26 protein-coding genes, 1 other RNA gene and 1 pseudogene are annotated in these 26,289 nt (G+C 48.0%); 19 read left to right on the forward strand and 9 right to left on the reverse strand.

All coding sequences use genetic code 11. The features are described from left to right. Nucleotides 1–7 precede the first annotated feature (7 nt). A complete protein-coding gene (locus tag IPL17_RS06105) occupies nucleotides 8–682 on the forward strand; it encodes a DNA alkylation repair protein (RefSeq protein ID WP_345306191.1) in 675 nt (224 codons plus the stop codon). Nucleotides 683–768: 86 nt separating this feature from the next. Here the strand turns inward: IPL17_RS06105 and IPL17_RS06110 are convergent, their stop codons facing one another. Then, a complete protein-coding gene (locus IPL17_RS06110; protein WP_345306192.1) occupies nucleotides 769–1,206 on the reverse strand; it encodes a group II truncated hemoglobin in 438 nt (145 codons plus the stop codon). A 99-nt stretch (nucleotides 1,207–1,305) separates the two neighbouring features. On the opposite strand from IPL17_RS06110, the gene IPL17_RS06115 reads away from it, so the two are divergent. The 3 genes from IPL17_RS06115 (at nucleotide 1,306) to IPL17_RS06125 (ending at nucleotide 3,988) form a co-directional block, all read left to right on the forward strand. Beyond that, nucleotides 1,306–2,505, forward strand: a complete 1,200-nt coding sequence (locus tag IPL17_RS06115; protein WP_345306193.1) for an acetyl-CoA C-acetyltransferase — start codon at nucleotides 1,306–1,308, stop codon at nucleotides 2,503–2,505. Between the two features lie 71 nt (nucleotides 2,506–2,576). Then, nucleotides 2,577–3,071: a DinB family protein gene (locus tag IPL17_RS06120; RefSeq protein ID WP_345306194.1), complete on the forward strand. Its 495-nt coding sequence runs from the start codon at nucleotides 2,577–2,579 to the stop codon at nucleotides 3,069–3,071. A 71-nt stretch (nucleotides 3,072–3,142) separates the two neighbouring features. Beyond that, complete coding sequence (locus tag IPL17_RS06125; protein WP_345306195.1) at nucleotides 3,143–3,988, forward strand: 3-hydroxybutyryl-CoA dehydrogenase; 846 nt, start codon at nucleotides 3,143–3,145, stop codon at nucleotides 3,986–3,988. Between the two features lie 70 nt (nucleotides 3,989–4,058). Here the strand turns inward: IPL17_RS06125 and IPL17_RS06130 are convergent, their stop codons facing one another. Together IPL17_RS06130 and IPL17_RS06135 are read right to left on the reverse strand one after the other, a co-directional pair. After that, nucleotides 4,059–4,856 carry a class I SAM-dependent methyltransferase gene (locus IPL17_RS06130; RefSeq protein WP_345306196.1) on the reverse strand — a complete coding sequence of 266 codons (798 nt, stop codon included), beginning with the start codon at nucleotides 4,854–4,856 and terminating at the stop codon, nucleotides 4,059–4,061. A gap of 9 nt (nucleotides 4,857–4,865) precedes the next feature. Next, complete coding sequence (locus IPL17_RS06135; protein WP_345306197.1) at nucleotides 4,866–5,546, reverse strand: isoprenylcysteine carboxylmethyltransferase family protein; 681 nt, start codon at nucleotides 5,544–5,546, stop codon at nucleotides 4,866–4,868. Nucleotides 5,547–5,667: 121 nt separating this feature from the next. On the opposite strand from IPL17_RS06135, the gene IPL17_RS06140 reads away from it, so the two are divergent. After that, on the forward strand, nucleotides 5,668–7,263 hold the full coding sequence (locus IPL17_RS06140; protein WP_345306198.1) for a GMC oxidoreductase: 1,596 nt from the start codon (nucleotides 5,668–5,670) through the stop codon (nucleotides 7,261–7,263). Nucleotides 7,264–7,359: 96 nt separating this feature from the next. Further along, the gene (locus tag IPL17_RS06145; protein ID WP_345306199.1) at nucleotides 7,360–7,803 is read left to right on the forward strand and encodes a universal stress protein; all 444 of its coding nucleotides are present in this window, start codon (nucleotides 7,360–7,362) and stop codon (nucleotides 7,801–7,803) included. Nucleotides 7,804–7,893: 90 nt separating this feature from the next. Here IPL17_RS06145 and IPL17_RS06150 read toward each other — a convergent pair whose 3' ends face one another. After that, nucleotides 7,894–8,661, reverse strand: a complete 768-nt coding sequence (locus IPL17_RS06150) for an EAL domain-containing protein (protein ID WP_345306200.1) — start codon at nucleotides 8,659–8,661, stop codon at nucleotides 7,894–7,896. Between the two features lie 231 nt (nucleotides 8,662–8,892). On the opposite strand from IPL17_RS06150, the gene IPL17_RS06155 reads away from it, so the two are divergent. Beyond that, nucleotides 8,893–9,345 (forward strand): DUF3592 domain-containing protein, encoded by a 453-nt coding sequence (locus tag IPL17_RS06155; RefSeq protein ID WP_345306201.1) that lies wholly within the window; start codon nucleotides 8,893–8,895, stop codon nucleotides 9,343–9,345. Nucleotides 9,346–9,672: 327 nt separating this feature from the next. Here IPL17_RS06155 and IPL17_RS06160 read toward each other — a convergent pair whose 3' ends face one another. Further along, nucleotides 9,673–10,008 carry a hypothetical protein gene (locus IPL17_RS06160; protein WP_345306202.1) on the reverse strand — a complete coding sequence of 112 codons (336 nt, stop codon included), beginning with the start codon at nucleotides 10,006–10,008 and terminating at the stop codon, nucleotides 9,673–9,675. A 281-nt stretch (nucleotides 10,009–10,289) separates the two neighbouring features. Between IPL17_RS06160 and IPL17_RS06165 the strand changes: the two genes are divergently transcribed. Further along, entirely contained in the window at nucleotides 10,290–11,237 is a 948-nt protein-coding gene (locus IPL17_RS06165; protein ID WP_345306203.1) for a serine/threonine-protein kinase, read from the forward strand. Between the two features lie 84 nt (nucleotides 11,238–11,321). On the opposite strand, the gene IPL17_RS06170 is transcribed toward IPL17_RS06165, so the two are convergent. Further along, nucleotides 11,322–11,714: a hypothetical protein gene (locus tag IPL17_RS06170; RefSeq protein ID WP_345306204.1), complete on the reverse strand. Its 393-nt coding sequence runs from the start codon at nucleotides 11,712–11,714 to the stop codon at nucleotides 11,322–11,324. Nucleotides 11,715–12,169: 455 nt separating this feature from the next. Here IPL17_RS06170 and aspS point away from each other — a divergent pair, with 455 nt between their 5' ends. The 3 genes and pseudogenes from aspS to gatA all read left to right on the forward strand — a co-directional run bounded on the left by aspS (nucleotide 12,170) and on the right by gatA (nucleotide 15,893). Continuing rightward, nucleotides 12,170–13,933, forward strand: coding sequence for an aspartate--tRNA ligase (gene aspS / locus IPL17_RS06175; protein WP_345306205.1), 1,764 nt, complete (start codon nucleotides 12,170–12,172; stop codon nucleotides 13,931–13,933). A 190-nt stretch (nucleotides 13,934–14,123) separates the two neighbouring features. Then, nucleotides 14,124–14,345 (forward strand): annotated as a pseudogene (gene gatC, locus IPL17_RS06180) (Asp-tRNA(Asn)/Glu-tRNA(Gln) amidotransferase subunit GatC); the annotation flags it as partial. Between the two features lie 87 nt (nucleotides 14,346–14,432). Next, nucleotides 14,433–15,893, forward strand: a complete 1,461-nt coding sequence (gene gatA / locus IPL17_RS06185; RefSeq protein ID WP_345306206.1) for an Asp-tRNA(Asn)/Glu-tRNA(Gln) amidotransferase subunit GatA — start codon at nucleotides 14,433–14,435, stop codon at nucleotides 15,891–15,893. Nucleotides 15,894–15,924: 31 nt separating this feature from the next. Here gatA and IPL17_RS06190 read toward each other — a convergent pair whose 3' ends face one another. Further along, nucleotides 15,925–16,416 carry a DinB family protein gene (locus tag IPL17_RS06190; protein WP_345306207.1) on the reverse strand — a complete coding sequence of 164 codons (492 nt, stop codon included), beginning with the start codon at nucleotides 16,414–16,416 and terminating at the stop codon, nucleotides 15,925–15,927. 81 nt (nucleotides 16,417–16,497) lie between these two features. On the opposite strand from IPL17_RS06190, the gene gatB reads away from it, so the two are divergent. From gatB to asnS, 3 genes are read left to right on the forward strand one after another with little or no spacing between them, the layout of a single operon-like run. After that, complete coding sequence (gene gatB, locus IPL17_RS06195) at nucleotides 16,498–17,949, forward strand: Asp-tRNA(Asn)/Glu-tRNA(Gln) amidotransferase subunit GatB (RefSeq protein ID WP_345306208.1); 1,452 nt, start codon at nucleotides 16,498–16,500, stop codon at nucleotides 17,947–17,949. Between the two features lie 23 nt (nucleotides 17,950–17,972). Next, entirely contained in the window at nucleotides 17,973–18,821 is an 849-nt protein-coding gene (locus IPL17_RS06200; RefSeq protein ID WP_345306209.1) for a DUF559 domain-containing protein, read from the forward strand. A 56-nt stretch (nucleotides 18,822–18,877) separates the two neighbouring features. Then, on the forward strand, nucleotides 18,878–20,221 hold the full coding sequence (gene asnS, locus IPL17_RS06205; RefSeq protein ID WP_345306210.1) for an asparagine--tRNA ligase: 1,344 nt from the start codon (nucleotides 18,878–18,880) through the stop codon (nucleotides 20,219–20,221). 40 nt (nucleotides 20,222–20,261) lie between these two features. On the opposite strand, the gene IPL17_RS06210 is transcribed toward asnS, so the two are convergent. Continuing rightward, nucleotides 20,262–21,251 (reverse strand): GH25 family lysozyme, encoded by a 990-nt coding sequence (locus IPL17_RS06210; RefSeq protein WP_345306211.1) that lies wholly within the window; start codon nucleotides 21,249–21,251, stop codon nucleotides 20,262–20,264. A gap of 141 nt (nucleotides 21,252–21,392) precedes the next feature. Here IPL17_RS06210 and ssrS point away from each other — a divergent pair. The 5 genes from ssrS (at nucleotide 21,393) to glnA (ending at nucleotide 25,465) form a co-directional block, all read left to right on the forward strand. Continuing rightward, nucleotides 21,393–21,569, forward strand: a non-coding RNA gene (gene ssrS, locus IPL17_RS06215) — 6S RNA. Nucleotides 21,570–22,168: 599 nt separating this feature from the next. Further along, complete coding sequence (locus IPL17_RS06220; protein WP_345306212.1) at nucleotides 22,169–22,741, forward strand: AraC family transcriptional regulator; 573 nt, start codon at nucleotides 22,169–22,171, stop codon at nucleotides 22,739–22,741. Then, nucleotides 22,722–23,033 (forward strand): MGMT family protein, encoded by a 312-nt coding sequence (locus IPL17_RS06225; RefSeq protein WP_345306213.1) that lies wholly within the window; start codon nucleotides 22,722–22,724, stop codon nucleotides 23,031–23,033. Before IPL17_RS06220 ends, IPL17_RS06225 begins: the two co-directional genes overlap by 20 nt. 24 nt (nucleotides 23,034–23,057) lie before the next feature. After that, a complete protein-coding gene (locus tag IPL17_RS06230) occupies nucleotides 23,058–24,002 on the forward strand; it encodes an EamA family transporter (protein WP_345306214.1) in 945 nt (314 codons plus the stop codon). 122 nt (nucleotides 24,003–24,124) lie between these two features. Beyond that, nucleotides 24,125–25,465 (forward strand): type I glutamate--ammonia ligase, encoded by a 1,341-nt coding sequence (gene glnA, locus IPL17_RS06235; protein ID WP_345306215.1) that lies wholly within the window; start codon nucleotides 24,125–24,127, stop codon nucleotides 25,463–25,465. A gap of 91 nt (nucleotides 25,466–25,556) precedes the next feature. Here glnA and IPL17_RS06240 read toward each other — a convergent pair whose 3' ends face one another. Continuing rightward, complete coding sequence (locus IPL17_RS06240; RefSeq protein ID WP_345306216.1) at nucleotides 25,557–26,288, reverse strand: ABC transporter ATP-binding protein; 732 nt, start codon at nucleotides 26,286–26,288, stop codon at nucleotides 25,557–25,559. Nucleotide 26,289 lies beyond the last annotated feature (1 nt).

A 26,289-nucleotide genomic window follows, 5' to 3' on the forward strand; every position in this document is an offset into this window, starting at 1 on the left:
AGGTTGCATGCACTCATATGTTCTTGAGCTGAAAGATATTTTCGAACAAAACGCAGATCCCGCGCAGGCGGGACCGATGAAGAAATACATGCGGGATCAGTTTGAATATCTTGGGATCAAATCACCGCAAAATGCGGTCCTCATGCGGGATTTCATCAAAGAGCATGGACTTCCCCAACTTGATCAACTAGATTTAATCTCACGCGAACTTTGGTCTTTGCCGCAGCGTGAATTCCAATATGCCGCCATGACCCTCATTAGCAAATTGGAGCAGAAACTTGAGCCTGAATTCATCACCGCCATTGAATATCTGATCATGGACAAATCATGGTGGGACACAGTTGACCTGCTCGCCAGTCACGCAGTTGGAAGTCAATTCAAGCGATTCCACAAAGTAAAAGAAAAATATTTAAAGAAATGGCGCAAGTCGGATAACTTTTGGCTGCGCCGCACGACATTGCTTTTTCAGCTTGGCTACAAAAAAGAAACGGACTTTGATCTGCTATGTGAGATCGTCAGAGAAAATCTCGGTTCGGATGAATTCTTCATCAATAAAGCCATCGGTTGGGCGTTGCGACAATATGCTCACACAAACCCCGCGCCGGTGAAAAAATTCGTGAAAGCCACAAAGGATTTGCATCCGCTAAGCCGGCGCGAGGCGTTGAAGAATATCGGGGAATAGGAAATGAAAGGCGTTGGTCAGGAGACCAACGCCAAAACATACAAAAGGTGAGATCAACACCAAAACAAGACCAACACGAATAATTTTTATTCTTGATTTTTCCTTCGTGTTCCTTCGTGCCCTTTGTGGTTAAGGTTCTTACGCCTTATTCCGCATAAAATCAGCCACCTCGGCAAAGCGCGTCTTGAGATGTTCCACAACGGAGGGAGAAATCCGCTTTCATCCAAGGCCTTGTTCATACACCATAACCACTGATCACGCTCAACGTCACCGATCGAAAAAGGCATGTGACGCTGACGCAGGCGCGGATGGCCATATTTCTCGATATACAATGACGGTCCGCCCGACCAGCCAGAGAGGAACATAAAGAGTTTCTCTCGCGATTGATTTAAACTCTTCGCGTGAAGAGCACGGATATCCCTTGCTTCGGGAGATGTGTCCATCAGATCATAGAATCGGTCAACAAGCGTACGCAAGCCTGTCTCGCCGCCGATCAGATCGTAGAGGGAATTCAATTCATTCATATGTGAAATTGTAACTGAAAACGAAACACAGGCTGAAGTCTGCGCTCCACGTAATATTCCAGGCTTTATAATTGCGACACCACCTATAGGAGAACCCCCATGAGCAAAGAAAATGAAGCCGTGATCTTAAGTGCAGCGCGCACAGCCATTGGAAAATTTCAGGGCGGGTTAAGCAGTATCCCTGCAACCAAACTCGGCGCGGTGGCAGTCAAAGCCGCAGTGGAACGCGCAGGAATTGATCCACAGGATATTGAAGAGGTTCTGATGGGCAATGTCATCCAAGCTGGGAATGGACAGGCTCCCGCCCGTCAAGCCGCGATCTTCGCGGGGCTTCCAGCCACGGTCAGCGCTACCGCAATTAACAAAGTGTGCGGATCAGGCTTGAAGGCGGCCATGATGGCGGCGCAGGCTGTCCGCGCTGGCGATGCCGATCTGTTCGTGGCAGGCGGAATGGAGTCGATGAGCCGCGCGCCCTATCTGGTCAACGGGCGTTCGGGCGAACTCAAGTTCGGAAATCAACCTCTCACCGATGCCCTGCTCAATGACGGCCTGTGGGATCCGTTTGAGAATTGGGGCATGGGCAACGCTGCCGAATTTATCGCGGACGAGTACGAGGTTACGCGCGAGGCGATGGATGAATTCGCGCTTCGCTCTCATCTGAAAGCTGTTGCGGCTCAAGAAGCGGGACGCTTCAAGCTGGAAATTGCTCCCGTCCAAATCCCCGGGCGAAAGGGTGAAGTGACCATCTTTGACAAAGATGAAGGTCCGCGTAAAGACAGCACACTCGAATCACTTGCAAAATTAAAGCCCGCCTTCAAAGCGGATGGCAAAGTCACTCCGGGCAACGCCTCTTCCATGAACGACGGCGCTGCGGCGGTGGTGATCTCTTCTCGTGCTTATGCTGAAAGGAATAACCTCAAGCCTATCGCCCGTATTATTGGATACGCGCAAGCTGCTTTGGAACCGAAATATTTATTCGCTGCACCGGGTATCGCAATTCCAAAATTGCTAAAAAAGATCGGATGGCAGATCAGCGATGTTGACCTCTTTGAAGTCAACGAAGCCTTCGCCGCGCAAGTCCTCGCCAACGGATATGCCCTCGCCGATCAAGGCTGGGACTGGAACAAGGTCAACGTGAACGGCGGAGCGATCGCACTCGGTCACCCGCTGGGAGCAAGCGGCGCGCGCGTCTTAACGACTCTCATTTATGCCCTGAAAGACCGCGGATTAAAACGAGGCATTACGTCTTTGTGCCTTGGCGGCGGTGAAGCAGTGGCAATGGCGGTGGAGGTCGAGTAAAGTTATGGTGGTTGAGTAGCCCCGCACGGTTTTCGCGGGGCGTATCGAAACCACCGAAGAGAGACATAACTATGGACAAAACCGAACGCAAGGAAAAGATCGAACTCTACGGGTGTGGATTCGACCTATTGAAAGCCGCACTGGCCGAGGTCCCGCACGAGGTGATGAAGTGGAAACCCGAGCCGACCGAATGGAGCGTTCACGAGATCATCATCCACATCGCGGACTCTGAATCCAATGCGGCTTTACGCGCCCGCAAATTGATCGTCGAACCGGGCGGAATCTTGATGGGCTATGATCAGGCGCTGTGGGCGGATGTTTTAAATTATCACGATCATAATTTCGAAGACGCGCTGGAAGTTACGCGGCTGGCAAGAAAGACAACTTACGAATTGCTCAAGCGCCAGCCAGAAAAAGTATTCACACATGCCATTATCCACCCTGAATACGAAGCGCCCTACACTTTTGACCAATGGATCAATATCTATTCGAGGCATATCCCCGGGCATATTGAGCAGATAAGAGAGAATGTAAAAAAGTACACACGGAAAAACGTAAACATGTAAACATGTAGGCAGGTATTTACGAGTTTACTTGTTTACCTGTCTACCTATCTACTTTCCCCCAAGGAGAAACCATGACCATCAAAAATATCTTCGTAATCGGCGCAGGGACAATGGGCAATGGCATCGCGCAAATAGCAGCGACATCGGGATACACCGTCACCTGCATGGATGTGATGCCCGCCGCGCTCGAAAAGGCAAAAGCCACCATTCAGAAATCTTCAACCAAACTATTCGAAAAAGGCGTGATCTCAGAGGAGCAAAAGGATTCCATCGAAAAGATCCACTTCGCGCCAGATATGACTCACATCGCTGAAGCGGATTTGGTAATCGAGGCCGCGACAGAAAACCCTGAATTAAAATTCAAGATCTTCCGTGACATGGATGCGCACGCAAATGTAAACGCTATCCTCGCGACCAATACTTCGTCCATTTCGATCACCAAGATCGCCGCAGTGACCAAGCGTCCCGAAAAAGTGATCGGGATGCATTTCATGAATCCCGTGCCGCTGATGAAACTGGTCGAAGTCATCCGCGGACTGGCGACCTCGGACGACACCATGACCACCACCCTTGAAGTCTGCAAATGGATGGGCAAGGAACCGGTCGAAGCCAATGATTCGCCTGGGTTCATTTCAAACAGGATCCTCTGTCCGATGATCAACGAAGCAGTCTTCGCTTTGCAGGAAAATGTCGGCACACCCGAAGCTATTGACCAGGTCATGAAGCTGGGAATGAATCATCCGATGGGACCACTCACCCTGGCAGATTTGATCGGTCTGGATGTGGTACTGTTCGTGATGGAAGTCTTGCAAAGGGATTTGGGTGAAGATAAATATCGTCCCGCGTATTTGCTGAGAAAAATGGTGGATGCGGGTTATTTGGGAAGAAAGACGGGACGCGGGTTTTATAAGTATTAAAAAGCAGATAATAGTGAATAGCCGCAAAGCAGCGACGAAGCAACCCCCACTTTAACGAGGCCCTACACTCTCAAAGCCTATAATGAAAAACCCCCGTTGCCTTAGCCATGAACGGGATAAAGCGCATCCAAAAGAAGGCGCGCAGACGTGGTTCGGGGTTATCGAAGTAATACCAATGGTCGAGCAGGCGCAGTCCCCAGGTTTCCAATTCCTGGGGATTTTTCGCATCCCAAAGAATACGCGTACCCGAACGCTTTAATACAGAACTGGTGCGGTTGTGATGACGCGAGATAAAAGGTGCGGCGGCATCGAAAACCAATTCCGCTTTCGGGAAACGCGCCGCCATAGCCATCACCATCGGCTTGATATCTGCCGTACTGAAATATGGAAAGACACCCTCCGCCAAAAAGATAACAGGCTTGTTCACCTGCGCAGCATCATCCAGCCATGAAAGTTCAAACATCGATCGCGGGATGGTTTTGCAGCGCTCATCGTCAGGCAGATATTTTCGGCGCAGTTCGATGACTTCGGGCAGATCCACGCCAAGCCAGTTCATCTGTCCATCATCGAGACGGTTGAAGCGTGTGTCCAATCCGCAACCGAGGTCGACCACCAACCCATCTGGATTGCGGGCGAGAAAATCACGTGTGAATCTGTCAAATTGGCGGGCGCGCATTGCGGTGACAAAAATATCCACCCCGCTCATACCCATCACGAAATCAGAATTACCGCCGAGCGCGTTATACACATCAACGGCATGCGGGTCCTGGATGATCGCATCGGGGCGAATGGATTCAATGGCACGGCATGCCAGGGGTACAAGCAGAGTCCGTGCAACACCTTTTAAATTCACCTCAGGTATATTCATAACGCTCCTTCACCAAAGGCCTGGAATCAATCTTGCAACCCGGGCGGCATAAGCCTTGAACTCATTACCAAAATATTCGGCAAGCATTTTATCTTCAATGCGGATGCGATAAATTACAGAGGGCAGTAAAAGAAATAGAGTCGCAGCAAGCCCTGCCAGACTGGAATAGCCGAGCGCAAGACCAAGGGACATCAACAGGTAACCAGCATAAGCGGGGTGACGAATGAATCGATAAGGTCCGCTCTGCATCAATAGTTGACCCTCGATCACTGAGACATGTCCCGAATAAAATTTTCCCAGCATACGCCGCGCCCAGATAAATAACACCGAGCCAAGAATAATAAAAGTTAAACCAGTGGCTTGCATCCAAACCATGCATGGCAAAGCTGCAGGCAAGAAAATATATTCAAGGGGCGGCAAATAAAAAACGGAGATCATTCCGATGACGATCAACCAGAAAGACCAGTCATTCTGTTCCTCTTTTACAAACTCACCTTTTGCCCGGGGACGCCAAAATTGTATTCTGCGAATCCAGTAAACAATAATTACACCGAAAAAATATGTCGAACCTAAAACAAGAAGAAACCAACCCAGCAAATTGGATCTGATCGTAGCCGCACCCAGCAACGCCAAAAGAATTGCCAATCCCAAAGTAATGAAAACAAGAAAGAAGATCGCAGCACGGTTCATAGGTTATCCAATTATCAATATATGCCATTCGAATCGAAAGTCAATCCCCCATGTCTTTTGATCGGTGTAATCCTGAAAGCTCTTGTTATAATCACGCCAATTCGCCTGGGAGGGCATCATAATGACTCAAGTCTATGATTATGTGATCATCGGTTCTGGCTTTGGGGGAAGTGTTTCGGCAATGCGGTTAACAGAAAAAGGCTATTCCGTTCTCGTGCTTGAAAAGGGAAAGCGATTCAAAGATACAGACTTTGCCAGATCCAACTGGCAGTACTGGAGATACGTCTGGATGCCTGCGATCCGTGCGTATGGGATTTTGCAGATTAGCATTCTCAAAGGGGTAATGGTCTTGCATGGCGCGGGCGTGGGCGGCGGTAGTCTCGGCTACGCCAATGTGCTGGAGATCCCCACTGATGAAACGTTCGCGACCTCCGCGTGGAATCAAAATGTGAAGTGGGGAGAAACACTTAGAGAACATTACGTCACTGCCAGGAGAATGCTCGGCGCGGCGCGCAACCCAAAACTATGGAAAGCGGATGATCTGCTCAAACAAATGGCCGAAGAACGCGGCATGGGACATAGCTTCCGCGCAACGGATGTAGGTGCATATTTTGGCGAGTCAGGTGTGACCGTTCCCGATCCATTCTTCGGGGGAGATGGTCCAGACCGAGCAGGATGTCAGCACTGCGGCGGCTGCATGGTGGGATGTCGTCACAATGCGAAGAACACATTACCTAAAAATTATTTGTATTTTGCGGAGAAGAATGGCGCGGAGGTTCGCGCAGAAGTGGAAGTTGTAGATGTCAGACCGTTGACGGTGGACGGTGGACGGTCAGAAGCCCGCTATGAAATCACCTACCAAGATTCAACCAAACTTTTCAAGAGCAAACAAACTGTCCACGCAAAGAACATCATCTTCTCCGCGGGCGTGATGGGGACGATGAAATTATTATTGAACCTGCGTGACGTGAAGGGGTCCCTGCCGAATCTATCCCGTAGACTCGGTCACATGGTCAGGACCAACTCAGAGGCTTTGTTGGGAAGCGTCGCACGCAAGTCTGATATCAATTATTCAGAAGGCGTTTCCATTTCATCCATCTACAACTATGACGATATCACCCGTGTCGAGCCAGTGCGATATCCAGATGGATCATCCCTGATGCGCTTCCTGGCCGCGCCGTTAATTGATACCGATGTAAGCATCCCGCTCCGCCTTTTGAAATTTATCTGGTGGGCGCTGACGCATCCCATTGACTTCCTGAAAGCGCTGGTACTGCCAGGCTGGGCGCACAACGTGACCATCCTGCTCGTGATGCAGCACGCCGATAATCGTATGCGCTTCCAAATTGGCCGCAGCGGATTCACGCTCTTCCGCCGCGCGATGGTAGCCGAGAAGGAACCCGGTTATGAGATCGGAGCGCAGGTTCAAGGCTCACACGAATTGACGCGTGATTTTTCGGCGCGTATTAATGGAGTACCACTTGGCTCAATCGGCGAGAATTTGCTAAACCTGCCGACCACGGCGCACATTCTTGGCGGTGCACCGATCGGTAAAACTGCGGACGAAAGCGTGGTCAATGAAAATTTTGAGGTACATAATTACGACGGTATGTACATCATCGACGGTTCGATCATGCCCGCCAATCCGGGCGTGAATCCGTCGTTGACCATCGCCGCGCTGGCAGAATACGCCATGAGCAAGATAAAAGCCAGATAGCAGGTCTTGAAATTCAAATCTCCTTATGCTATAGTGATTGTGAAATAATTCATAAACATTTCCATTTATGTTCTTCCGATCAAAAGGAGATGCCTCATGTACAAAAAAATACTAGTCCCGTTGGATGGATCATCACTTGCAGAAGCTGTATTGCCTCATGTACAAGCGCTGGCAAAAACCGAAGGCGCAGAGATCATACTTTTGAGCGTGCCTGTGACCCCAAGTTTGGAATTTCTCGCACGCAGCCCAGGATTGGCAACCAAGGTGATTGAGGAAACAGAGATCGAGACCGAAGCCTACCTTGAAAAAGAAGAAGCTAAATTAATAGAGGAAGGCGCAAAGGTTTCACATATTATGCGTGAAGGCCCAATTCCTGAATTAATCTTGAAGGTCGCAGATGAGGTCCACGCCGATATGATCGCCATGTCTACCCATGGACGTTCCGGCATTCAGCGTTGGTTGATGGGCAGTGTCGCAGACCGGGTTGTGCATCACGCGCATATTCCCGTGATGCTGGTCCACCCCTTTAGTAAGAACTAACAACTTAGGATTTTAGAAAAACTGAATATGAAAAAACAGGCTTCTGAGACCTCTAAATGTCAGAGGCTTGTTTTTTTTAAGAGTTTTGATTCAACAGGCATATAAGCCAACAGCCACGTCAGGCAGAGATTCAAAAGCCGGCGACGCAAAATAATAACCCTGAAATAAATTAACGCCGATCGCGCGAAGCCATGAAAACTCTTCGAACTTCTCCACCCCTTCCGCCATTAATCCCACCCCCAATTTTTTGCAAATAAACCCGATCCCCTGCACCACTGCTTGTTTGATATCATTCGTTTGAATATCCGCAATGAGGTGACGGTCAAGTTTGACATAGTTAGGCTGGTATTCCACCAATAATTTCAATCCCGAATACCCGGTCCCAAAATCATCAATGGCGGTCTGAAATCCAAACTCCTGATACATTTTGATAATATCAATCAAGCGGCGGTGATCAGTCAGCATCTCAGATTCAGTCACCTCAAAAACTATGTTCTGGATCGGGAAGCCAAAATTTTCCGATGCGCGCAATGTTGCGCGGATGTTCATACCGGTCTGGTAGCTTCCGAATGGCAGCAAATTGATATTCAATTGTTTATTAAGTTTTAATTGGCTGGCCATATGGATCGCTTTGATGCGGCAAGCCTGGTCGAATCCATAAAGATTTTCGCCAACCTGCGAGAACACGTCTGTGGCAGGCTCACCGTTCGGCCCCCTGACCAGGGCTTCATACGAAACAACCTCACGTTTGTCCGCATTGACGATGGGTTGAAAAGCAAAACTGAATTCAAAATCAACGCCTTTCATGATGGCCAATATATCGTCAGATAATAAAATTTTGCCTCGATTAAGATCCATGCCAATCCTTGTGTAAATATTTTGCTGTTCATGGCTCGGAAGCGGGTAATCCGAACTAATTCCTGATCAGAAATAAATATTACATAAACAGCTCTCATTGAACACCTTAATATGTTGGCTTTTTTGGGTCATAAATGACCATAAAGTACAATTTTGAAATGAACCATAGTATTTAGACGTGTTTCGCATATAATTCCCATGGAGTTTATTCCTGCACAAAGGGAAAAAATAATGATTTACGGTATTGCTCTTCTACTATTCATCCTTGGTTTGACAACGGGAATTCCCGCAATTCCGCAACTTTTGCGAATGAGGGAGATCAAAAAGAACAGTTCAACCACGACCGGGATCGTGCAATTGAATAACGGTCCGCATTCGAACGAGGGGACAACGACAGGCATGATGTCCTCCATTTTGGGCAAAGTCAATCATCCCCAATTCTTTTATAGAACACCTGACGAAAAAGAACTGACCATCGAAGTGGTGGACAGCGCCACTTTTCAAGCCCGGCGCTACAAGCCCGGTGAAACGGTTGAAATCGTCTACGACAAAAATGCGCCCTGGCTGGCTTATGTGCAGAAGGAGTGGGACAATGCATTTCGTGATCTATGGAAGGCTGGCGGGGAATTATTGATCGCGGCTATTCTGTTGGCTTTAGGCCTCATATTCAAATTGCCGACATAAACCTACAGCCTGTTTCTAAAATCAGGAAAACACCTGCATCGATTTTACCGGAGTGCAGGCGTAAAATATCCCCCATCCTCCTCGCGGACAGAAAGATTATCTGTCCGCGAGGAGGATGGGTATGAAAGATGAAATCCATATTCACGGGGTGATTTCTTTGGGTATGTTTTTTTCTTCGTGGCCGGATTAAAAAAAGTAGAGCGACTCTTCTGAATAAGAGTCGCTCTACTTTTTAATTGATGAAGACCATGTACTTATTAGGATGTTCGACGGGTTAATCAAAAAAACTGACATGGATATTTCAGGGAGTCTTATTTTGAAACCTTACTATTGATGTGCCGCTGAATTATTGTCTGTATCTGAACTATCATCAGAAAACCATTCCTCAGGCGTAACATTTTGATGGGCTTTCCAGCCATCCACAATTTGTTGAAGCAGATCAGGGACATTAAAACGCAGGCTCTCGATCGCTTCGGCATACCGCTTAAAAACAGTACGATCAGGTTTTTGATGATCATTCAATTCCTGATGAATGATCTTGAGCAGAGCCAGGGCAAGGTCCGCAGTCAGAGACTTAGTTTCAAATAGTAACTGAAATAAATTCAGTTTATCTTTAATGGTTGAATTTTTAAACAAATCCCTGCGATTAAGTGAAATATTCATATATGCTCTTCCAAATGTATTTTGTTATTTCAGTGCCTCGTCTTCAAATTTTATTGATCCCTATTGGGAATATCCACCGGATTGGACGGACTACAACCTACGATCATTACAAAAATCAGAAGAAATATAAGTTTTTGTTTCATAACGATCCTTTATTACAGGGGCTACTTAATTTCAATTATAACCCGCGAACTCCGTTTACTTTCACGCGCACTGGATAATATACCCACTATTTTAAAATATCAACCTGCCAACAGGTTCCTGCACGGTATAATTATCTTATGAGCAGCCATTCCAGCGATCAAAACATCTATCATGGAGAGATCGATCAATTCATCTCTGAAAAATACCATGTGATTGCGCCAATCAGTAAAGGCGGCACATCCGAGATATATAAAGCTGTTGATAATACAAGAAATTCAATGGTCGCCATAAAAATACTCCCATTGCACTTTGCCGGGGTTAATGATCAAGAGGAATATGAAGAAAGTGTCGGTAAAACACTGGATATTGGGCACCGTATCATTGACCGATCGGGGGAATACATCATCCAGGAAGCGAATTTCCTCATAAATTGTCACCATCCGAACATTATTCGACTTTGTGATTATAACTTGAAAGGTCAGCGTCCCTATATTGTTCTAGATTTTATTGGGAATACTACCTTAAAGAATCAAATCCTTAATAGCAGGAAAAGGTTCTCCATAAAGGAGACCTTGAAGATACTGACCCACTTATGCTCTGCGTTAGGTTATATACATAAAAAAGGATTTGTATATTGTGATGTTAAACCAAGCAATGTGATGTCAAACCGGCAGAAAATCACATTGATCGATTTTGGTCTTGTCCGCCCGATCGGGATGCGGGTCACCGGGGGCACGATCGGATATATGGCGCCAGAGATCCTGCAAGTCAACAGTGATCAAGTAAAAGCCAGTCCGACACTTGACGTCTACGCACTTGGCATCGTGCTTTATGAATTATTAACAGGATTTCACCCCTTGGCCAGTCAAAAAATATACAACTCTAAGAATAATTATTTTTTTGACCGCCGTTCCATAACGGATAAAAAATCCAATCCCGCGCCAGCAAGCGAATTAAACCCCCTTATATCAAAAGACTTTGACGAAGTGTTACTACAGTGTGTCAATAAAAACCCCAAAGAGCGCTATCAAAACACGGATGACTTGTTGACGGATTTTGAAAAAGAAGCCAGAAAATTAATGTGAATTTACGATCTCTGCACTGATAGATAAAAAGAAGTGCGCTATCCCAAATATGTGGATAGCGCACTTTGGCATCTCGGGGATGTATTATTCTTTCATTTTTGGCTTCAAGAATAAGAGGAAGCCATAGCCAAGACTAAAAAGAGCATAAACGACAATTAGAATCCATGAATTGGAACGAATCACAGACGTACTTGACACGGATCCGATTAGAGTCAGCACAAACGCAATAAAAATACTTGCAAGCATCGCAAAACCCAGACCTTTTTGCGCACTCGCATCGGAAATATCCTTTACAAACCAAAGAAGCAACCCTATCGTAATCATTGCAGTTCCCAAAAATCGCACAGCCAGAATAGTGGACACATATGTCTCCGATGTCCCCATCTGCAGAAGGATTTTTTCAGGCACAAACAAAAATGCCAGACCTGCGAGAAGCATAACAATCGAATTCAGAGCAAACATTGATTTATAACTCATCTTTTTCTCCTTTAACAAATAATTGGGCTAATCAAAATAAATATACATTGTTTTTATCAGAACAGGAAGCAGGATAAATCCTTCGACCTTACATTTTCCTAACATCAGGCACATGGAACTTTCACCGCTCCCGCCGATTTCCGTTATAAACACATTCTCCTGTCAGACTATTGAGCGCATCCTGACGACGCCTCATCAGGCTAAAAAATGACACACGTCATTAAAGAGTATTTATGCTATAATGCCGCCACTATGCAACACACAACCATCTTCGCCAATGATAATAATAATGACGATCCCTGTATCGTTGGGCGAAGCTTTGCTGGTTGACGAATAACTCAAGTCAAAACCAATCGCCCGACGCAAACGCGAAGGGCGATTTACTTTATATAAATACAGAAGACCTGACAGGTTTTGAAAACCTGTCAGGTCTCACAAATTTTCGGAGGCGCATTATGTACAGAACTCATACTTGTGGAGAATTACGGGCCAGCCACGCGGGGCAGACCATCACCCTTTCAGGCTGGGTACACCGACGCCGCGATCATGGCGGGGTGGCTTTTTTCGATCTGCGAGACCGCTCGGGCTTGGTGCAAGTCACCATCAACCCGGATCTTCCAAAAGAATCGCTTGATCTTGTGACCAATATCCGCATGGAATGGGTTTTGCAGATCGAAGGGATCGTGCAATTACGCCCTGACGGCATGAAAAACCCAAAAATGGAAACGGGCGAGATCGAGATCATTGCCCGCGAAGTAAAGATCTTGAACCCCGCAAAGACTCTGCCATTCATGGTCAGCACAGATGCCGATCTCGCCGACGAGAACACCCGCCTCAAATATCGTTACCTTGACCTGCGCCGCGAACGCCTGACTCATAATATGGTTCTGCGTCACAAGGTCATCAAGTTCATGCGCGACTATCTTGATGAACAAGGTTTCATTGAAATCGAAACACCGATCATGTTCAAAGCGACTCCAGAAGGAGCTCGCGATTACCTCGTCCCCTCCCGCATCTATCCTGGACAGTTCTACGCTCTGCCGCAATCTCCTCAACAATTGAAGCAGTTGTTGATGGTCGCGGGGATGGATAAGTATTTCCAGATCGCGCGTTGTTTCCGCGATGAAGACCTGCGCGGTGACCGTCAGCCTGAGTTCACGCAGCTCGATCTCGAAATGTCATTCGTTCATCGTGATGATGTGCTTGCATTGGTTGAAGATCTATTCACCAAAATGCTTCCCGCCGTCACGCCAAACAAAAAATTACTTTCATCGCCGTGGCCAAAATTCTCGTATCGTGAAGTGTTGGAAAAATATGGATCAGACAAACCTGACCTGCGCTTCGGTATGGAATTGGTGGACGTCAGCGACGTATTCGCAAAGAGTGAGTTCCGCGTCTTTCAATCTACGCTCGAAACTGGTGGCGTGATCAAGTGCATCGTCGCCCCTCGCAGTGCGGACATGTCCCGCAAGGAAGTGGACGCTCTCACAGAGGTAGCGAAAACTCTTGGGGCGAAGGGAATGCCCACGCTGGCAGTAACCGCTGAAGGCGTGAAAGGAAGCGCATCCAAATTCGTCACAGCAGAAGAAGTTGAGTCGCTCAAATCCAAAACGGGAGCAGGCGTTGGCGATCTGATCATCTTCGCAACAGACGAACGCAAAGTGGTCAACAAAGTTTTAGGCGGATTGCGTTTATGGTTCCGCGATAAGTTAGACCTTGCCGATAAAAATATGATGGCATTCGCATGGGTTGTGGACTTTCCGTTCTTCGCGTGGAATGAAGAAAACAAAGCATGGGAGTCGGAGCATCATCCGTTCACGATGCCGAAGATGGAAGACCTCGACAAGTTTGACACCGACCCTGGCGCAGTGTCGTCTGATGCGTATGATATGGTTTGCAATGGATATGAAACCGCATCGGGTTCGATCCGCATTCATCGCCGTGACATTCAAATGAAGATGTTCCAAATGCTTGGAATGAGCGACGAAGAAATTCAAGCCAAGTTCGGGCACATGCTCGAAGCGTTTGAATATGGCGCTCCCCCGCACGGCGGCATGGCGCCCGGCATCGACAGATTGGTCATGCTTTTGGCGGACGAACCCAACATCCGCGAAGTGATCGCCTTCCCCAAGAATCAAGCGGGCCGCGATGTGATGGCGGACGCTCCTTCTGCGGTTGAGCCGAAGCAGTTGAAAGAGTTGCATATTAAGTTTGAGTAATTTTTCAACCACAAAGGAAACAAAGGGACCAGTAGCATCTGACTACAAGGGTCCTCGTTTCCTTCATGTCCTTCGTGGCAAAGGAGGTTTTATAGGACAAACAAAATAACAACCGGACATGGATATGGACAAAACACGCTGAGCCAATCTATGTGGCTGGCTTGAGAATTTCACGAGAAGAAAGGAAGCCAAAAAATTCAGCCCGCAGTTCTCTTCCATCATTGACTACTTCAACATGCTCAACGAAGTGGATACGGAAAATGTCCCGCCCGCATCAGACATCACCAACAACACAAATGTCCTGCGTGAAGATGTTGCCCAACCCTCCATGAGCCGCGAAGAATTTTTGAAGAATGCCCCTCAATCTGAACGCGGATATGTCAAAGTGCCAACTGTCTTAGGCGAAGAGTAAAAGATGTAACCACGGAGCACACAGAGTCCACGAAACCTTTAAAATCTTTCCTTCCGTGCTCTCTTGGTAAAGCTTTTTGGAAAAATTATGCAACTACACAACCTCACCATTCGCGAAGCATCTCAAATGCTCGCCACCAAACAAATCTCCAGCGTTGAACTGACGCAGGCGACTCTTCAACGTGCCCACGAAGTTGACGCGAAGATTCAATCCTATGTCACCATCACCGATGACCTTGCGCTCGAACAAGCCAAACAAGCCGATGAACGCATCGCCAAAGGCGAAAACGTCACCCCGTTGACAGGTATTCCCTTCGCGATGAAGGATTGCATCTCCACCCGCGGAGTCCGCACTACGTGCTCATCGAAGATACTTGAAGATTATGTCCCGCAATACGATGCCACAGTCACCAACAAACTCGCGGATTCAGGTGCTGTGCTGATCGGCAAAACCAACATGGACGAATTCGGCATGGGCTCCTCCTGCGAAAATTCCGCGCTCTTCAAAACGCACAACCCGTGGGATCTCGAAAGAGTCCCTGGCGGTTCAAGCGGCGGCGCAGCGGCATCCATGTCTGCCGGGTTGTGCAACTTCTCCATCGGCGAAGACACAGGCGGATCAGTGCGTATGCCTGCAGGCTTTTGCAATGTCACAGGCATCAAGCCCACCTATGGTCGCGTTTCGCGTTACGGTCTCATCTCGCTTGTCTCTTCATTTGATTGCATAGGCCCTATGACTCGCGATGTCTATGATTGCGCGACCGTGCTTGAAGCCATCGCAGGTCACGATGAACGCGACAGCACAACGTTCAATTCGCCTGTTCCGCAATATTATCAAAGCATCAACAAGTCGGTCAAAGGCATGACCATCGGGATTCCAAAAGAATATTTTGTATCGGGCATGGAAGCGGGTGTGGAAAGTTCCATTCAGGAAGCCATTCGCACCTATGAAAAACTCGGCATGAAGATTCAAGAAGTCTCATTGCCCAACACCAAATACGCGCTGCCCGTTTATTACCTCTTGCTTTTCGCCGAAGCGAGTTCCAATCTCGCCCGCATGGATGGTACGCGCTTCGGTCTTTCGGTTTCAGAAAATGCAAAAGATGTGATCGACATTTACCTGCAGACTCGTCACGAGGGATTCGGCGACGAAGTCAAACGCAGGATCATGCTTGGTGCGTACGCGCTGTCAGCGGGATATTATGACGCGTACTATCTCAAAGCCCAGAAAGTCCGCACGCTTCTTCGTCGTGACTTTGAGTCGGCTCTGTCGTCCGTTGACATTCTCCTCGCCCCCACCTGCCCCACCACCGCCTTCAAACTCGGCGAAAAGACAAACGATCCGCTCGAAATGTATCTCTCCGATATTTACGTTGTCGCCACAAATCCCGCAGGAGTCCCAGCACTAGCCCTGCCCGCTGGCTTCTCGAACAACATGCCCGTCGGAATGCAGCTCATCGGCAAACATTTGGATGAGCAAACTTTATTCCAAGTCGGTCATGCATATCAACAAGTGACAGATTGGCACAAGCAACTTCCAAAATTGTGATCGCCAATTTAGACTTACACATGAAAGATATTTACGGGTTTTCATATACATAGAAAATATAATCTTGAGATTTTGTATCGACGCCCAGATCATGTAATACCCTGAGAAGTTGAGCGCGATGGTCAGTGGCGTGATTCGCCACGTGGAGAAGTACCTGCCAAGCAAAGAGGACTTGATCTTCTTCTGGCTCTTTGATCGGTTTGGTGAACAACATATCATCTTTTAACTCAGCAAGGTATGCGCGAATATTTTGCTCCACACTGTCCCAATGTGAGCGAATGACATCCCGGTCATCAACTTCGGTGGTGGAAGGAAGCGGTTCTAAAGCATTGGCACCGCGCAGTTCACTGAACCACATATCTTCCGCATCGAGAAGGTGAACGACTTGATCCCGAACAGACCCGTGGGAATAATCCACGGCTTGCGTGAACTGTTCGAAGGAGAGTGAAGCGATATGCTCCCATGTCTTGCGGTTTTCGGCGAAGTGATAGTTGTAAAAATGGCGAAAGGCATTTGCATTCATATTAAAGTTTGCTCCTTTTTATACAATTGAAATATTATAGCACAGGTGTTCTAGCAAAATCGACTACGAGACTACAAAACTATGACACAAAAATACGAACCCATTATCGGACTTGAAATCCACGCTGAGTTGCAGACCAACTCAAAAATGTTCTGCTCCTGTTCAGCAGATTATTCCAACGCGCCAGAACCGAACACATTTATTTGTCCCGTTTGCACAGGCTTGCCCGGCGCGATGCCTGTCCTTAACAAGAAGGCAATCGAACAAGCAACACTGGTTGGCTTGTCGTTGAATTGCTCCATCAACGAATTCAACACTTTCGCACGCAAGAATTATTTTTATCCCGACCTGCCCAAGGGTTATCAAATTTCTCAGTATGACCTGCCGATCGCATCCAAAGGTTATCTGGATATTTTAGATGATACAGAATCTCCAATGCGGGTTATCGTCCGCCGCGTTCATTTGGAAGAGGACACAGCCAAGTTATCTCACGAAAAAAATTACGCCCTTGTGGACTTCAACCGCGCAGGCGTCCCTCTGCTCGAAATTGTCTCTGAGCCTGATATGCGCTCCGTGGAAGCTGCGCTTTCGTACGCGACAAAGATCCGCGCCATCCTGCGCTATCTCGGCGTCAACTCTGGCGACATGGAAAAGGGCATCCTGCGTTTCGAGGCGAATGTCTCCGTCAGACCCAGTGGCAGCTCCGAGTTAAGAACCAGAACCGAGATCAAGAATCTCAACAGTTTCCGTGCACTGACTCGTGCATCCGCATATGAGATCGAACGTCAAATTAAAGTCTATGAAGCTGGCGGCGAAGTGGTGCAGGAAACTTTGGGCTGGAACGAAGCGCGCGGCGTGACGGTTTCACAGCGCGGCAAGGAAGATGCTCACGATTATCGCTACTTCCCCGAACCCGACCTGCCCCCGCTTCAACTTGACCGCACGTGGATCGATTCGATCAAGGATCAACTCCCCGAACTGCCCGATGCAAAAACAGCGCGCTTCATTTCGGACTTCAAACTGACTCCGTCCGAAGCGCAGTTGCTTACCTCCGAGCAGACTCTTGCCAATTACTTCGAGAGTATTGTTGCAAAATCAAAGAGCACCGCAAAGACAATCCACTCGTGGATCGCGGGCGAGTTCATGCGTTACATGAATGATTCGGGATTGGCATTGGAAGAAATAAATTTGCCCGCTGAAAAATTCGCGCAGTTGATCGACATGGTGGCTGATAAAACCATCAGCGGAAATTCGGGCAAGATCGTGCTCAACGAAATAATCAAAAACGGCGGCGACCCGCAGGAAATCGTCAAAGCCAAAAATCTCGCACAAGTTTCAGATACGGGATTCATTCAGGAAGCCATCGAAAAAGTCCTGAGCGATAATCCCAAGGAAGTGGAACAATTCCTCGCTGGCAAAGAGACCATCATCCAATGGCTCATGGGACAAGTCGCCCGCGCCACCAAAGGCAAGGCAGACCCAAATGTGGCGAAGGAGTTGTTGGTGAAGGCGTTGGAAGAGAGAAGGAAGTAATCTATCGTGTTAAAATCATATATATGGCTGAAAACGAAAGTGAAGTTTTAGTAGCACTCTTAAAGGAAAAATCTCACTTCAAGAATGTGAGAGATGAAAACTGGTATCACCTCCCCGTTAACTTTACACCTAAACGCTGGCCGCCTGAGTACATCGCTTTTTACCAACCAAAAGTGTTTGCCATGGATGCTTTCCGAATTCGATATTTTGGGCGTATAAAAGAAATTATCCAAAAACCTTATAAGAAGTTATTTCCAAACAAATTTGACAGTCAAAAATCCGAAAAAATGTACCACCAAGTTTTTATTGAAAAACTTGAGCAACTTCCACGTTCGATTCCAAGTCGTATTCCCAGATCAAATGTTTTCATTTCAACAAAATGGAAAAAATTCATTCACGCAGAAGAATTTAATGACCTATTTGACGAAAGCCCGCTGGAAGATGCTGTTTGGGAAACATTCAAGAAAGCCAAAATATCCGCAGAAAGGCAGTGGAGAGAACCTATTAAGAAACATTTCTATCAGCTAGATTTTGCTCTTTTTTGCAATAAGGGGAAAATTGATGTCGAGGCAGACGGCGATACTTGGCATGCTCAAAAAGACAGAATAGATAAAGATAATAAACGAAATAATGACCTTGAAAAACGCGGCTGGCATGTTTTACGTTTCAATGGCAAGGAAATTCGAGAAGAAAAGGCAAAGTATATTGTACAAGTTCAAGAAATGATCAATACTCTTGACGGATTAAAAGAAGATGGTTTAGTGCCCCGTAAATTTTCAGCAGACGGAAGTGGCGCACAACAACTTAACCTGTTTGAAGAAAAAGCCTTGTATTCGACTGAAGAGGAATTCATCGAAGAAGATGGCATCTAACCGTAACTATTACATGTAATATAATAGTCAAAATCAATTTACAGAGGAATCCCCACATGGCTGAACATATCAGCGTTACACAAATTTCAAATCACATTGGACAGGAAGTCACCATCAAGGGCTGGATCTATAACCGCACCGATAAAGGCAAGCTGGTCTTTTTGCTCGTGCGCGACGGTTCTGGCTTTGTGCAATGCGTCGCCTTCAAAGGTGACCTTGAGCCTGAGGTCTTCGACAAGGTCATGCGCCTGCCGCAGGAAAGCTCCGTCATCATCACAGGTGCAGTCCGCGAAGATAAGCGCGCGCCCGGCATCCCCGGCGGATATGAAGTTGGCGTGAAGCAGATCGAGATCGTGCAGGAAGCGGGCTTGGACTATCCCATGTCGCTCAAAGATCACGGTGTGGATTTTGCGCTCGATAATCGTCACCTGTGGCTGCGAATGCAGAGTCAATGGGCGATCCTGCGCGTGCGAGCCACGGTCATGGCGGCCACACGTGAATGGCTCGATCTCAATGGCTTTGTTGAAATGAGTACGCCCATCTTAACTCCAGCCGCCGCCGAAGGCACCACCACTCTTTTTGAAACCGAATACTTCGATGAAGGCAAAGCCTATCTCGCGCAAACAGGTCAACTTTATAACGAAGCGAACATCTTCTCGTTTGGAAAAGTCTACTGCTTTGGTCCCACCTTCCGCGCGGAGAAGTCAAAGACCCGCCGCCACCTGACCGAGTTCTGGATGCTCGAACCTGAGATCGCCTTCTGCGATTTGGATGGTCTGATGGAGATCGAGGAGCAGATGCTGACCCATATCGTTCAGCGCGTCTTGCGTGACCGTATGCCTGAGTTAAAATCCCTTGGGCGTGACATTTCGAAGTTGGAGAATATCAAAGCCCCCTTCCCGCGCATTTCCTATGATGACGCGGCAAAAATAATCCAGGAGTTCCACGAAAAAGAAACCGACCCCGAAAAGAAGGAATTGCTCAAGTTCGATTGGGGTATTGACTTCGGCGCACCGCACGAGACGATCATCACCCAGCAATTCGACAAGCCTGTTTTCGTTTATGGCTACCCAACTGCCGTCAAAGCCTTTTATATGGAACCGTGGCCCAACCGTCCCGAAGTCTGCAAGAGCGTGGATCTGCTAGCGCCCGAAGGCTACGGCGAAATCTGTGGCGGCTCCGAACGCATCAGCGATCCCGATGCATTGCTCCAGCGCATCCGCGACCAGAAACTTCCCGAAGAGGCGTTCAAGTGGTATCTTGATCTGAGAAAATACGGATCGGTTCCCCACTCAGGCTTCGGTATGGGAACGGAACGTGTCACTTCATGGATCTGTGGCAATGAGCATGTCCGCGAGGCGATCGCCTTCCCAAGAACGATCAAGAGGGTTTATCCTTAAATCAAAACTCGGAGGTCTTGAAGACCTCCGAGTTTTTTGTTTAGGGTATTATCAACACCTGCCCCACTTTCAAGTTATTGATATTCTTAATATTATTTGCGCTGGCGATCGCGGCGATTGTTGTACTGAATTTCACCGCGATAAATGAAAGAGTATCTCCCGTCTGCACGGTATACGTTCGTGTGGAAGTAGAAGACGTGTTTTCGGTGACACTTTCCTGAGGAATGGCAATCGCAACCGGCACAGTCAACTTATCCCCGACTTTTAGCAATTGCAGGTTTTCCGAAACCAATTCGCGCACGGTCACCCCATATTTATTGGCAATGGATTCAAAACTATCACCAGCGCCAACGGTATGAATTTTTGGCGTTTGGTCCGGGATTGCCGCGCCCGCAAATTTATACAATTCCTCAAGCGTGCCGTTGAATAGATTCATATCCACCGAGGCATTGATCCCATTGATCCTGCCCTTGTCACTATACTGCCAGATCGTCCAATTAAACCAGCCGCGCGGCAGGAAGGGTTTCATTCCTTCAACATATTGGTTTGGATATTGCGCCAGCCAAAGCGGATAATTCTTCGCCCATGGTGGGGGTCCGCCTCCGGGCAGTACAAGATAATCCTGTAGAAAATACTGGCCTGAATAAATAATGGGTTTCTTTCCAAAGGCAGCTTCGACCCGATCAAGCCAAACCTTCGCGGCGGTCACGATCTTTTCTTTCGAAACGCCGTCATTGGATTCAAGATCAAGCACAGGCGGAAGTTCACCGTCATCTTTTACCGAACGCACATAATCAATAAAGTAATCTGCCTGCTTCTTCGCATCCACATTACAGCGGAAGAAATGATACGCGCCACGCAAAAGCCCCGCAGATTTGGCGCCAAACCAATTATCCTTAAAGGTATCATCTTTATAAACAATGCCTTCCGTGGCTTTAGCAAACACAAAACGTTGGCCGGTCGCACGCACCTTGGGCCAATCAATACCCGCATCCCAATGAGAAACATCAATACCTGGAACTGTAGCCATTTTGCCTCCGTTATATAAGGTAAGATTCGATAGATACAGACTAGCACAAAATAATTATGAAATCAACAAGTTTTTCAAAACTGCAATTAAGGGATATTAATTTTTAACTATACTTGCACCGCTGATTATGGTATAAGAATCACAGCCCTTCTGTGTTCGTGATATCGCCTTCACGTTTTGAGCCAATACATATTAAAAGGGTCCTTAACTTAATAGGAATAACGCGATAGGCCTGAGCCAAGGCGGCGTTTCTAGGTAGGGACCCACCTGCACTTGCAGGTTCAAAACCTGGTGATACACGGCACGTGCGGGGTTTTTCTTTATCCATGATACATTGTTACTTGACGAGCACCTGCGCTGCGTATACAATACGCGGCGTTGTAAGACAAATAAATGGAGATATAAGCGGCTGGGTCTTTTGGTGTCATGTAAATGACAAAACAAGATCACGAGGTGAAGGTTCTCCCGTGTGAGCGGGACGCTAATTGCCCTCAACCAAACGAGGTCAAGAAAATCGGATAGATCAGCGGATGCCTTCGAAGTCATATCACGGACTTCCTTCTCCCTTCCAAAGCAAGCGTTTTGAGCAAAACGGTATCGGTTGCTCGCCACTGAAAACCAGACAGTAATGTTTGGGACAAGGTGAACGCGGTGAATACAAGCAGGAGAGCGTTGCTTGTAATTTGTTGGAAGGGCGTTTCTTTTTAATACCATTGTGTATTAAAACAGGTATGCCCGAGCATGCCTGTTTTTTTTATTGTCTGTGAAAACCTGAAAGGTCTCGTACACAAGGTATTCCCCCTCCAGTATGAATACCCATCAAGTTTATAGAGCATCTGAAAAAAAAATGAGCAAGAAACGGGTCGCCGCTTTACAAATGAACCAATACAATCTCCAACATCAAAAAGGAGATCGTTATGGAAAATAATCTTGAACTTTCACAACACTATAAATTGATAGAACTGGCAATTCAGTACATTGAAGCGAATGTAAATCGCCAGCCTGAACTGGAAGAGATCGCAGCCGCAGTTGGCGTGAGCGAATATCACTTCCAGCGCATGTTCACGCGCTGGGCGGGCATTAGTCCAAAGCGTTTCATGCAATTCCTGACAAAGGAGCATGCCAAAGACCTGCTTGCCCGGTCTGAAAACCTGCTCGATACCACCCATCAAGTGGGGTTATCGAGTTTGGGGCGCTTGCATGATCTTTTTGTAAACACCGAGGCTGTCACACCGGGCCAATACAAAACGCGCGGCGCAGGACTGACCATTCATTATGGTCTGCACCAAACGCCTTTTGGAAAATGCCTGATCGCCACAACCGAACGCGGCATCTGCAACCTGAGTTTTATCGAAACCAGCGAAGGTCAGGCGATCGATCATTTAGTTTCGACATGGAATCAGGCGAAGATGATCGAGGATCACAGATCCACCGCCCCGTTGACGGACCGCATCTTTGGCTACCATGGAGATGATCCCGGCTTCCGATAAAACAGCTCAGCCTTTGAAACTGCACCTGAGCGGAACGAACTTCCAGATCAAAGTTTGGGAAGCATTGCTCAACATTCCAATCGGCACAGTGACCACTTATGAGCACATCGCCGCGCAAATCGGGAACCCGAATGCATTACGAGCAGTCGGCACAGCTGTTGGACATAACCCAATTGCGGTACTGATCCCCTGTCATCGGGTCATTCGCAAGAGCGGAGAATTTGGAAATTATCGTTACGGCGCGGCGAGAAAAAAAGCGTTGCTGGCACAAGAATTTGTAGCGCGGCATTAATGTCGCATTACATAAAAGGAAAAAATGAAATCTAAAATTTGGCTGGCGTTATTCGCGTTATACATTGTTTGGGGTTCAACTTACCTGGGTATTAAAGTTGCGATCGAGACCATTCCTCCATTTTTTCATGCGGGAGTGCGTTTCCTCGCCTCAGGCTTGATCCTCGTCATTTGGCAGCGCGCGGCAGGACAGCAAATGCCCACCCGCAGGCAGTGGATATCCACAGCCATCATTGGCAATTTTCTCCTGCTCGGGGGCAACGGACTGGTTTCGTGGGCAGAGCAATTCATCCCTTCGGGCATCGCGGCGCTGATCATCGCGTCTGTTCCGTTATTCCTGGTGGTCGCAGAAGCGATCCGCCCAAATGGAGTCAAGCCCAATTGGCAGTCCATTGTTGGGCTGTTGATCGGCTTCCTGGGCATTTATGTTCTGATCAATCCCTCGGAAGCTGTCGCGGGGGCGGGATTAAATATCTATGGAGTGATCGCATTGCTTTTCGCTTGTTTGCTTTGGGCAACAGGCTCGGTATATAGCAAACACGCAGACCTGCCAAAGGCATCTCTCATGTCAACAGGCGCGCAAATGTTGATGGGTAGTATTGGTTTGTTCATTGTCTCGCTGGTCACAGGTGAGTTGAATGGATGGAATCCCGCAGAGGTTTCCACTCGATCCCTGGCCGGGCTGGGGTATCTGATCACCATAGGTTCGATCGTTGGTTTTGGTTCATACACCTGGTTGCTGCAAAATGCGCCAATCTCGCTGGTTGCGACCTACGCGTATGTCAACCCGATCGTGGCTATTTTGCTTGGGGTTTGGCTGGCAAATGAAACACTGGAGCCGCGCATTGGGTTGGCGACAGCGATCATTATCGGGTCGGTGATCTTTATTAATAGCAGGAGCAAGCCAAAAGTGACACCTGCGCCGCACGCCAGTGCAGGTGAGGAAGAAGCGAGGGCGTATGAAGAATGACCAGTAAGCAGGAAAATGTCGAAGGTCGTCAGCTATCATTAAAAACCTGGAGATGATCCAGCAGCACCCACAAGGGTATAAACTGCTGAACTCCAGAACAAAATTAAAAAGGAGAAAAGAAAATGGATCCAAAAGATTTGGTTAAAAAAGTGAAGGAAGATAAAGTCAAGTTCATCTCGCTGCAATTCACAGATGTGATGGGCGCGGTAAAGAGCGTGGACATGCCTGTGCGCCACCTCGAAGATGTGCTGAAGGACGGCGCATGGTTCGATGGTTCATCGGTGGAAGGTTTTGCGCGCATTCAGGAAAGCGATATGCGCCTGATCATTGACCCCGATACCTATGCGGTCTTGCCCTGGTCGGCGGAAGATTCGAAACGCGCGCGCGTGTTCTGCGATATCTACACCCCCGGCGGCGAACCGTTCGAAGGCGATCCGCGCGGCGCATTGAAGCGCATCCTTAAGAAAATCGCTGACCGCGGCTGGATGCTCAATATTGGACCCGAGCCGGAGTTCTTCCTGTTCAAAGGCGAGAACGGCCAGGGAGTTCACCCTGTCCCCCACGATACGGGCGGTTACTTTGATTTCTCCTCCTTCGATGAAGCCGTTGTGGTGCGCACCGCGTTAATGGAAGCGCTTGACGCAATGGGTCTGGATGTGGAAGTGGGCCATCACGAAGTTGCATTGGGACAACATGAAATTGATTTCCGTTTTGCCGACGCTTTGAAGGCGGCCGATAATGTGCTGACTTTGAAATACACCGTGAAGGCGATCGCCGCCCAGCACGGGCTGACCGCTTCTTTCATGCCCAAGCCTGTGTACGGCATTAATGGCTCTGGTATGCACTGCCATCAATCCCTCTTCGACATAAAGACCGGCGCAAATTTATTCTTCGATAAGAGTGATGCCGCCCATCTTTCACCTTTGGCATATTCGTTCATCGCGGGTCAGTTGGAACATGCGCGCGCGCTCGCGGGTGTGGTCGCTCCGACCGTGAACTCCTACAAGCGTTTGGTGCCCGGTTATGAAGCCCCTGTCTATATCGGCTGGGCTCAGCAGAACCGCTCCGCGTTGATCCGCATTCCGCGCTACACCGAAGGACGCGACAAGGCTGTCCGCGCTGAACTGCGCTTCCCTGACCCATCCTGCAACCCGTATCTGGCATTCACCGTGATGCTTGCCGCCGCGCTGGATGGCATTGACAGAAATCTTACCGCGCCCAAGCCGCTCAACAACATCAACCTGTATCACCTCAACAAGGAAGAACGCACCAATCTGGGCGTGACTGAATTGCCCGGCTCTCTGGCTGAATCTCTTGCTGAGTTGGAAAAGAATGAAGTATTGAAGTCCGCGCTCGGCACATATTTGTTCGAAGCTTATATGCGCGCGAAGCTGGAAGAGTGGGATGAGTTCCGCCTGCGTGTGACCGATTACGAGATCACAAAGTATTTGGAAACAGCGTAGTTCAAAAGCAGAATACGGAAAGCAGAAAGTAGAAAAAAGACTCTGAGAGAAAAACTCAGAGTCTTTTTTCTACTTTCAGAATATTTCAACTCTAATGCTTCAATACCCCTTGTGCAAGTTCCAAAATTTCCTGCTTTGATTCATATACTTTTACCAACTTTCCATCCTGCATTTGCAGTACACGGTCAACAAACTGGCACATGCGTAGGTCATGCGTGACCATGATGCCGGCGCGGTCATTTTCATGGATAAGGTGCGCGAAAGTTTCCACAACTTGGAAAGCGCGTTCCGTATCCAGCGAGGCGGTCGGCTCATCAGCAAGCACAACGGCAGGATTGTGGATGAGCGCGCGCGCAATGGCTACGCGCTGCTGCTGCCCGCCTGACATTTGGGCGGGCAGATTATGCAAACGGTCAGACAAACCAAGACGCGCCAGCAATTCATCCGAGCGGACTCGGCCCGCGCGGTCAAGTTTATTATTCAAGCGCAGCATGAACTCCACATTCTCACGAGCAGTAAGGTATGGAATTAAATTATTGGACTGAAAGGTAAAGCCGATCTTCTCACGGCGTAATTTCACGCGCTTCTTTTCGTTCATTTGCGCAAGATCCTGCCCATCGATCAGAACTTGTCCAGTAGTGGGAGTGAGCAGAGCGGCAAGAATGGAGAGCATGGTTGTCTTACCTGAACCGCTTGGGCCCACCAGCGCCACAAATTCGCCAGAGTTTACCTGAAACGAAACACCATCTACCGCGTTGATGGTGGCGCCATCCAACGCAAATGATTTAACTAGATCACGAACTTCCAAAGCAACAGAACTCATA

It is taken from the genome of Candidatus Villigracilis saccharophilus, from assembly GCF_016711665.1.

What these genes read in the sequence shown, in the direction of transcription:
- IPL17_RS06120 (WP_345306194.1), top strand. Translation starts at nt 2,577, where the DNA reads ATGGACAAAACCGAACGCAAGGAAAAGATCGAACTCTACGGGTGTGGA.
- IPL17_RS06210 (WP_345306211.1), bottom strand. Translation starts at nt 21,251, where the DNA reads ATGGCTACAGTTCCAGGTATTGATGTTTCTCATTGGGATGCGGGTATT.
- IPL17_RS06145 (WP_345306199.1), top strand. Translation starts at nt 7,360, where the DNA reads ATGTACAAAAAAATACTAGTCCCGTTGGATGGATCATCACTTGCAGAA.
- gatA (WP_345306206.1), top strand. Translation starts at nt 14,433, where the DNA reads ATGCAACTACACAACCTCACCATTCGCGAAGCATCTCAAATGCTCGCC.
- IPL17_RS06200 (WP_345306209.1), top strand. Translation starts at nt 17,973, where the DNA reads ATGGCTGAAAACGAAAGTGAAGTTTTAGTAGCACTCTTAAAGGAAAAA.
- IPL17_RS06170 (WP_345306204.1), bottom strand. Translation starts at nt 11,714, where the DNA reads ATGAGTTATAAATCAATGTTTGCTCTGAATTCGATTGTTATGCTTCTC.
- gatB (WP_345306208.1), top strand. Translation starts at nt 16,498, where the DNA reads ATGACACAAAAATACGAACCCATTATCGGACTTGAAATCCACGCTGAG.
- aspS (WP_345306205.1), top strand. Translation starts at nt 12,170, where the DNA reads ATGTACAGAACTCATACTTGTGGAGAATTACGGGCCAGCCACGCGGGG.
- IPL17_RS06190 (WP_345306207.1), bottom strand. Translation starts at nt 16,416, where the DNA reads ATGAATGCAAATGCCTTTCGCCATTTTTACAACTATCACTTCGCCGAA.
- IPL17_RS06130 (WP_345306196.1), bottom strand. Translation starts at nt 4,856, where the DNA reads ATGAATATACCTGAGGTGAATTTAAAAGGTGTTGCACGGACTCTGCTT.
- IPL17_RS06230 (WP_345306214.1), top strand. Translation starts at nt 23,058, where the DNA reads ATGAAATCTAAAATTTGGCTGGCGTTATTCGCGTTATACATTGTTTGG.
- glnA (WP_345306215.1), top strand. Translation starts at nt 24,125, where the DNA reads ATGGATCCAAAAGATTTGGTTAAAAAAGTGAAGGAAGATAAAGTCAAG.
- IPL17_RS06110 (WP_345306192.1), bottom strand. Translation starts at nt 1,206, where the DNA reads ATGAATGAATTGAATTCCCTCTACGATCTGATCGGCGGCGAGACAGGC.
- IPL17_RS06225 (WP_345306213.1), top strand. Translation starts at nt 22,722, where the DNA reads ATGATCCCGGCTTCCGATAAAACAGCTCAGCCTTTGAAACTGCACCTG.
- IPL17_RS06150 (WP_345306200.1), bottom strand. Translation starts at nt 8,661, where the DNA reads ATGGATCTTAATCGAGGCAAAATTTTATTATCTGACGATATATTGGCC.
- IPL17_RS06155 (WP_345306201.1), top strand. Translation starts at nt 8,893, where the DNA reads ATGATTTACGGTATTGCTCTTCTACTATTCATCCTTGGTTTGACAACG.
- asnS (WP_345306210.1), top strand. Translation starts at nt 18,878, where the DNA reads ATGGCTGAACATATCAGCGTTACACAAATTTCAAATCACATTGGACAG.
- IPL17_RS06140 (WP_345306198.1), top strand. Translation starts at nt 5,668, where the DNA reads ATGACTCAAGTCTATGATTATGTGATCATCGGTTCTGGCTTTGGGGGA.
- IPL17_RS06165 (WP_345306203.1), top strand. Translation starts at nt 10,290, where the DNA reads ATGAGCAGCCATTCCAGCGATCAAAACATCTATCATGGAGAGATCGAT.
- IPL17_RS06125 (WP_345306195.1), top strand. Translation starts at nt 3,143, where the DNA reads ATGACCATCAAAAATATCTTCGTAATCGGCGCAGGGACAATGGGCAAT.
- IPL17_RS06160 (WP_345306202.1), bottom strand. Translation starts at nt 10,008, where the DNA reads ATGAATATTTCACTTAATCGCAGGGATTTGTTTAAAAATTCAACCATT.
- IPL17_RS06105 (WP_345306191.1), top strand. Translation starts at nt 8, where the DNA reads ATGCACTCATATGTTCTTGAGCTGAAAGATATTTTCGAACAAAACGCA.
- IPL17_RS06135 (WP_345306197.1), bottom strand. Translation starts at nt 5,546, where the DNA reads ATGAACCGTGCTGCGATCTTCTTTCTTGTTTTCATTACTTTGGGATTG.
- IPL17_RS06240 (WP_345306216.1), bottom strand. Translation starts at nt 26,288, where the DNA reads ATGAGTTCTGTTGCTTTGGAAGTTCGTGATCTAGTTAAATCATTTGCG.
- IPL17_RS06220 (WP_345306212.1), top strand. Translation starts at nt 22,169, where the DNA reads ATGGAAAATAATCTTGAACTTTCACAACACTATAAATTGATAGAACTG.
- IPL17_RS06115 (WP_345306193.1), top strand. Translation starts at nt 1,306, where the DNA reads ATGAGCAAAGAAAATGAAGCCGTGATCTTAAGTGCAGCGCGCACAGCC.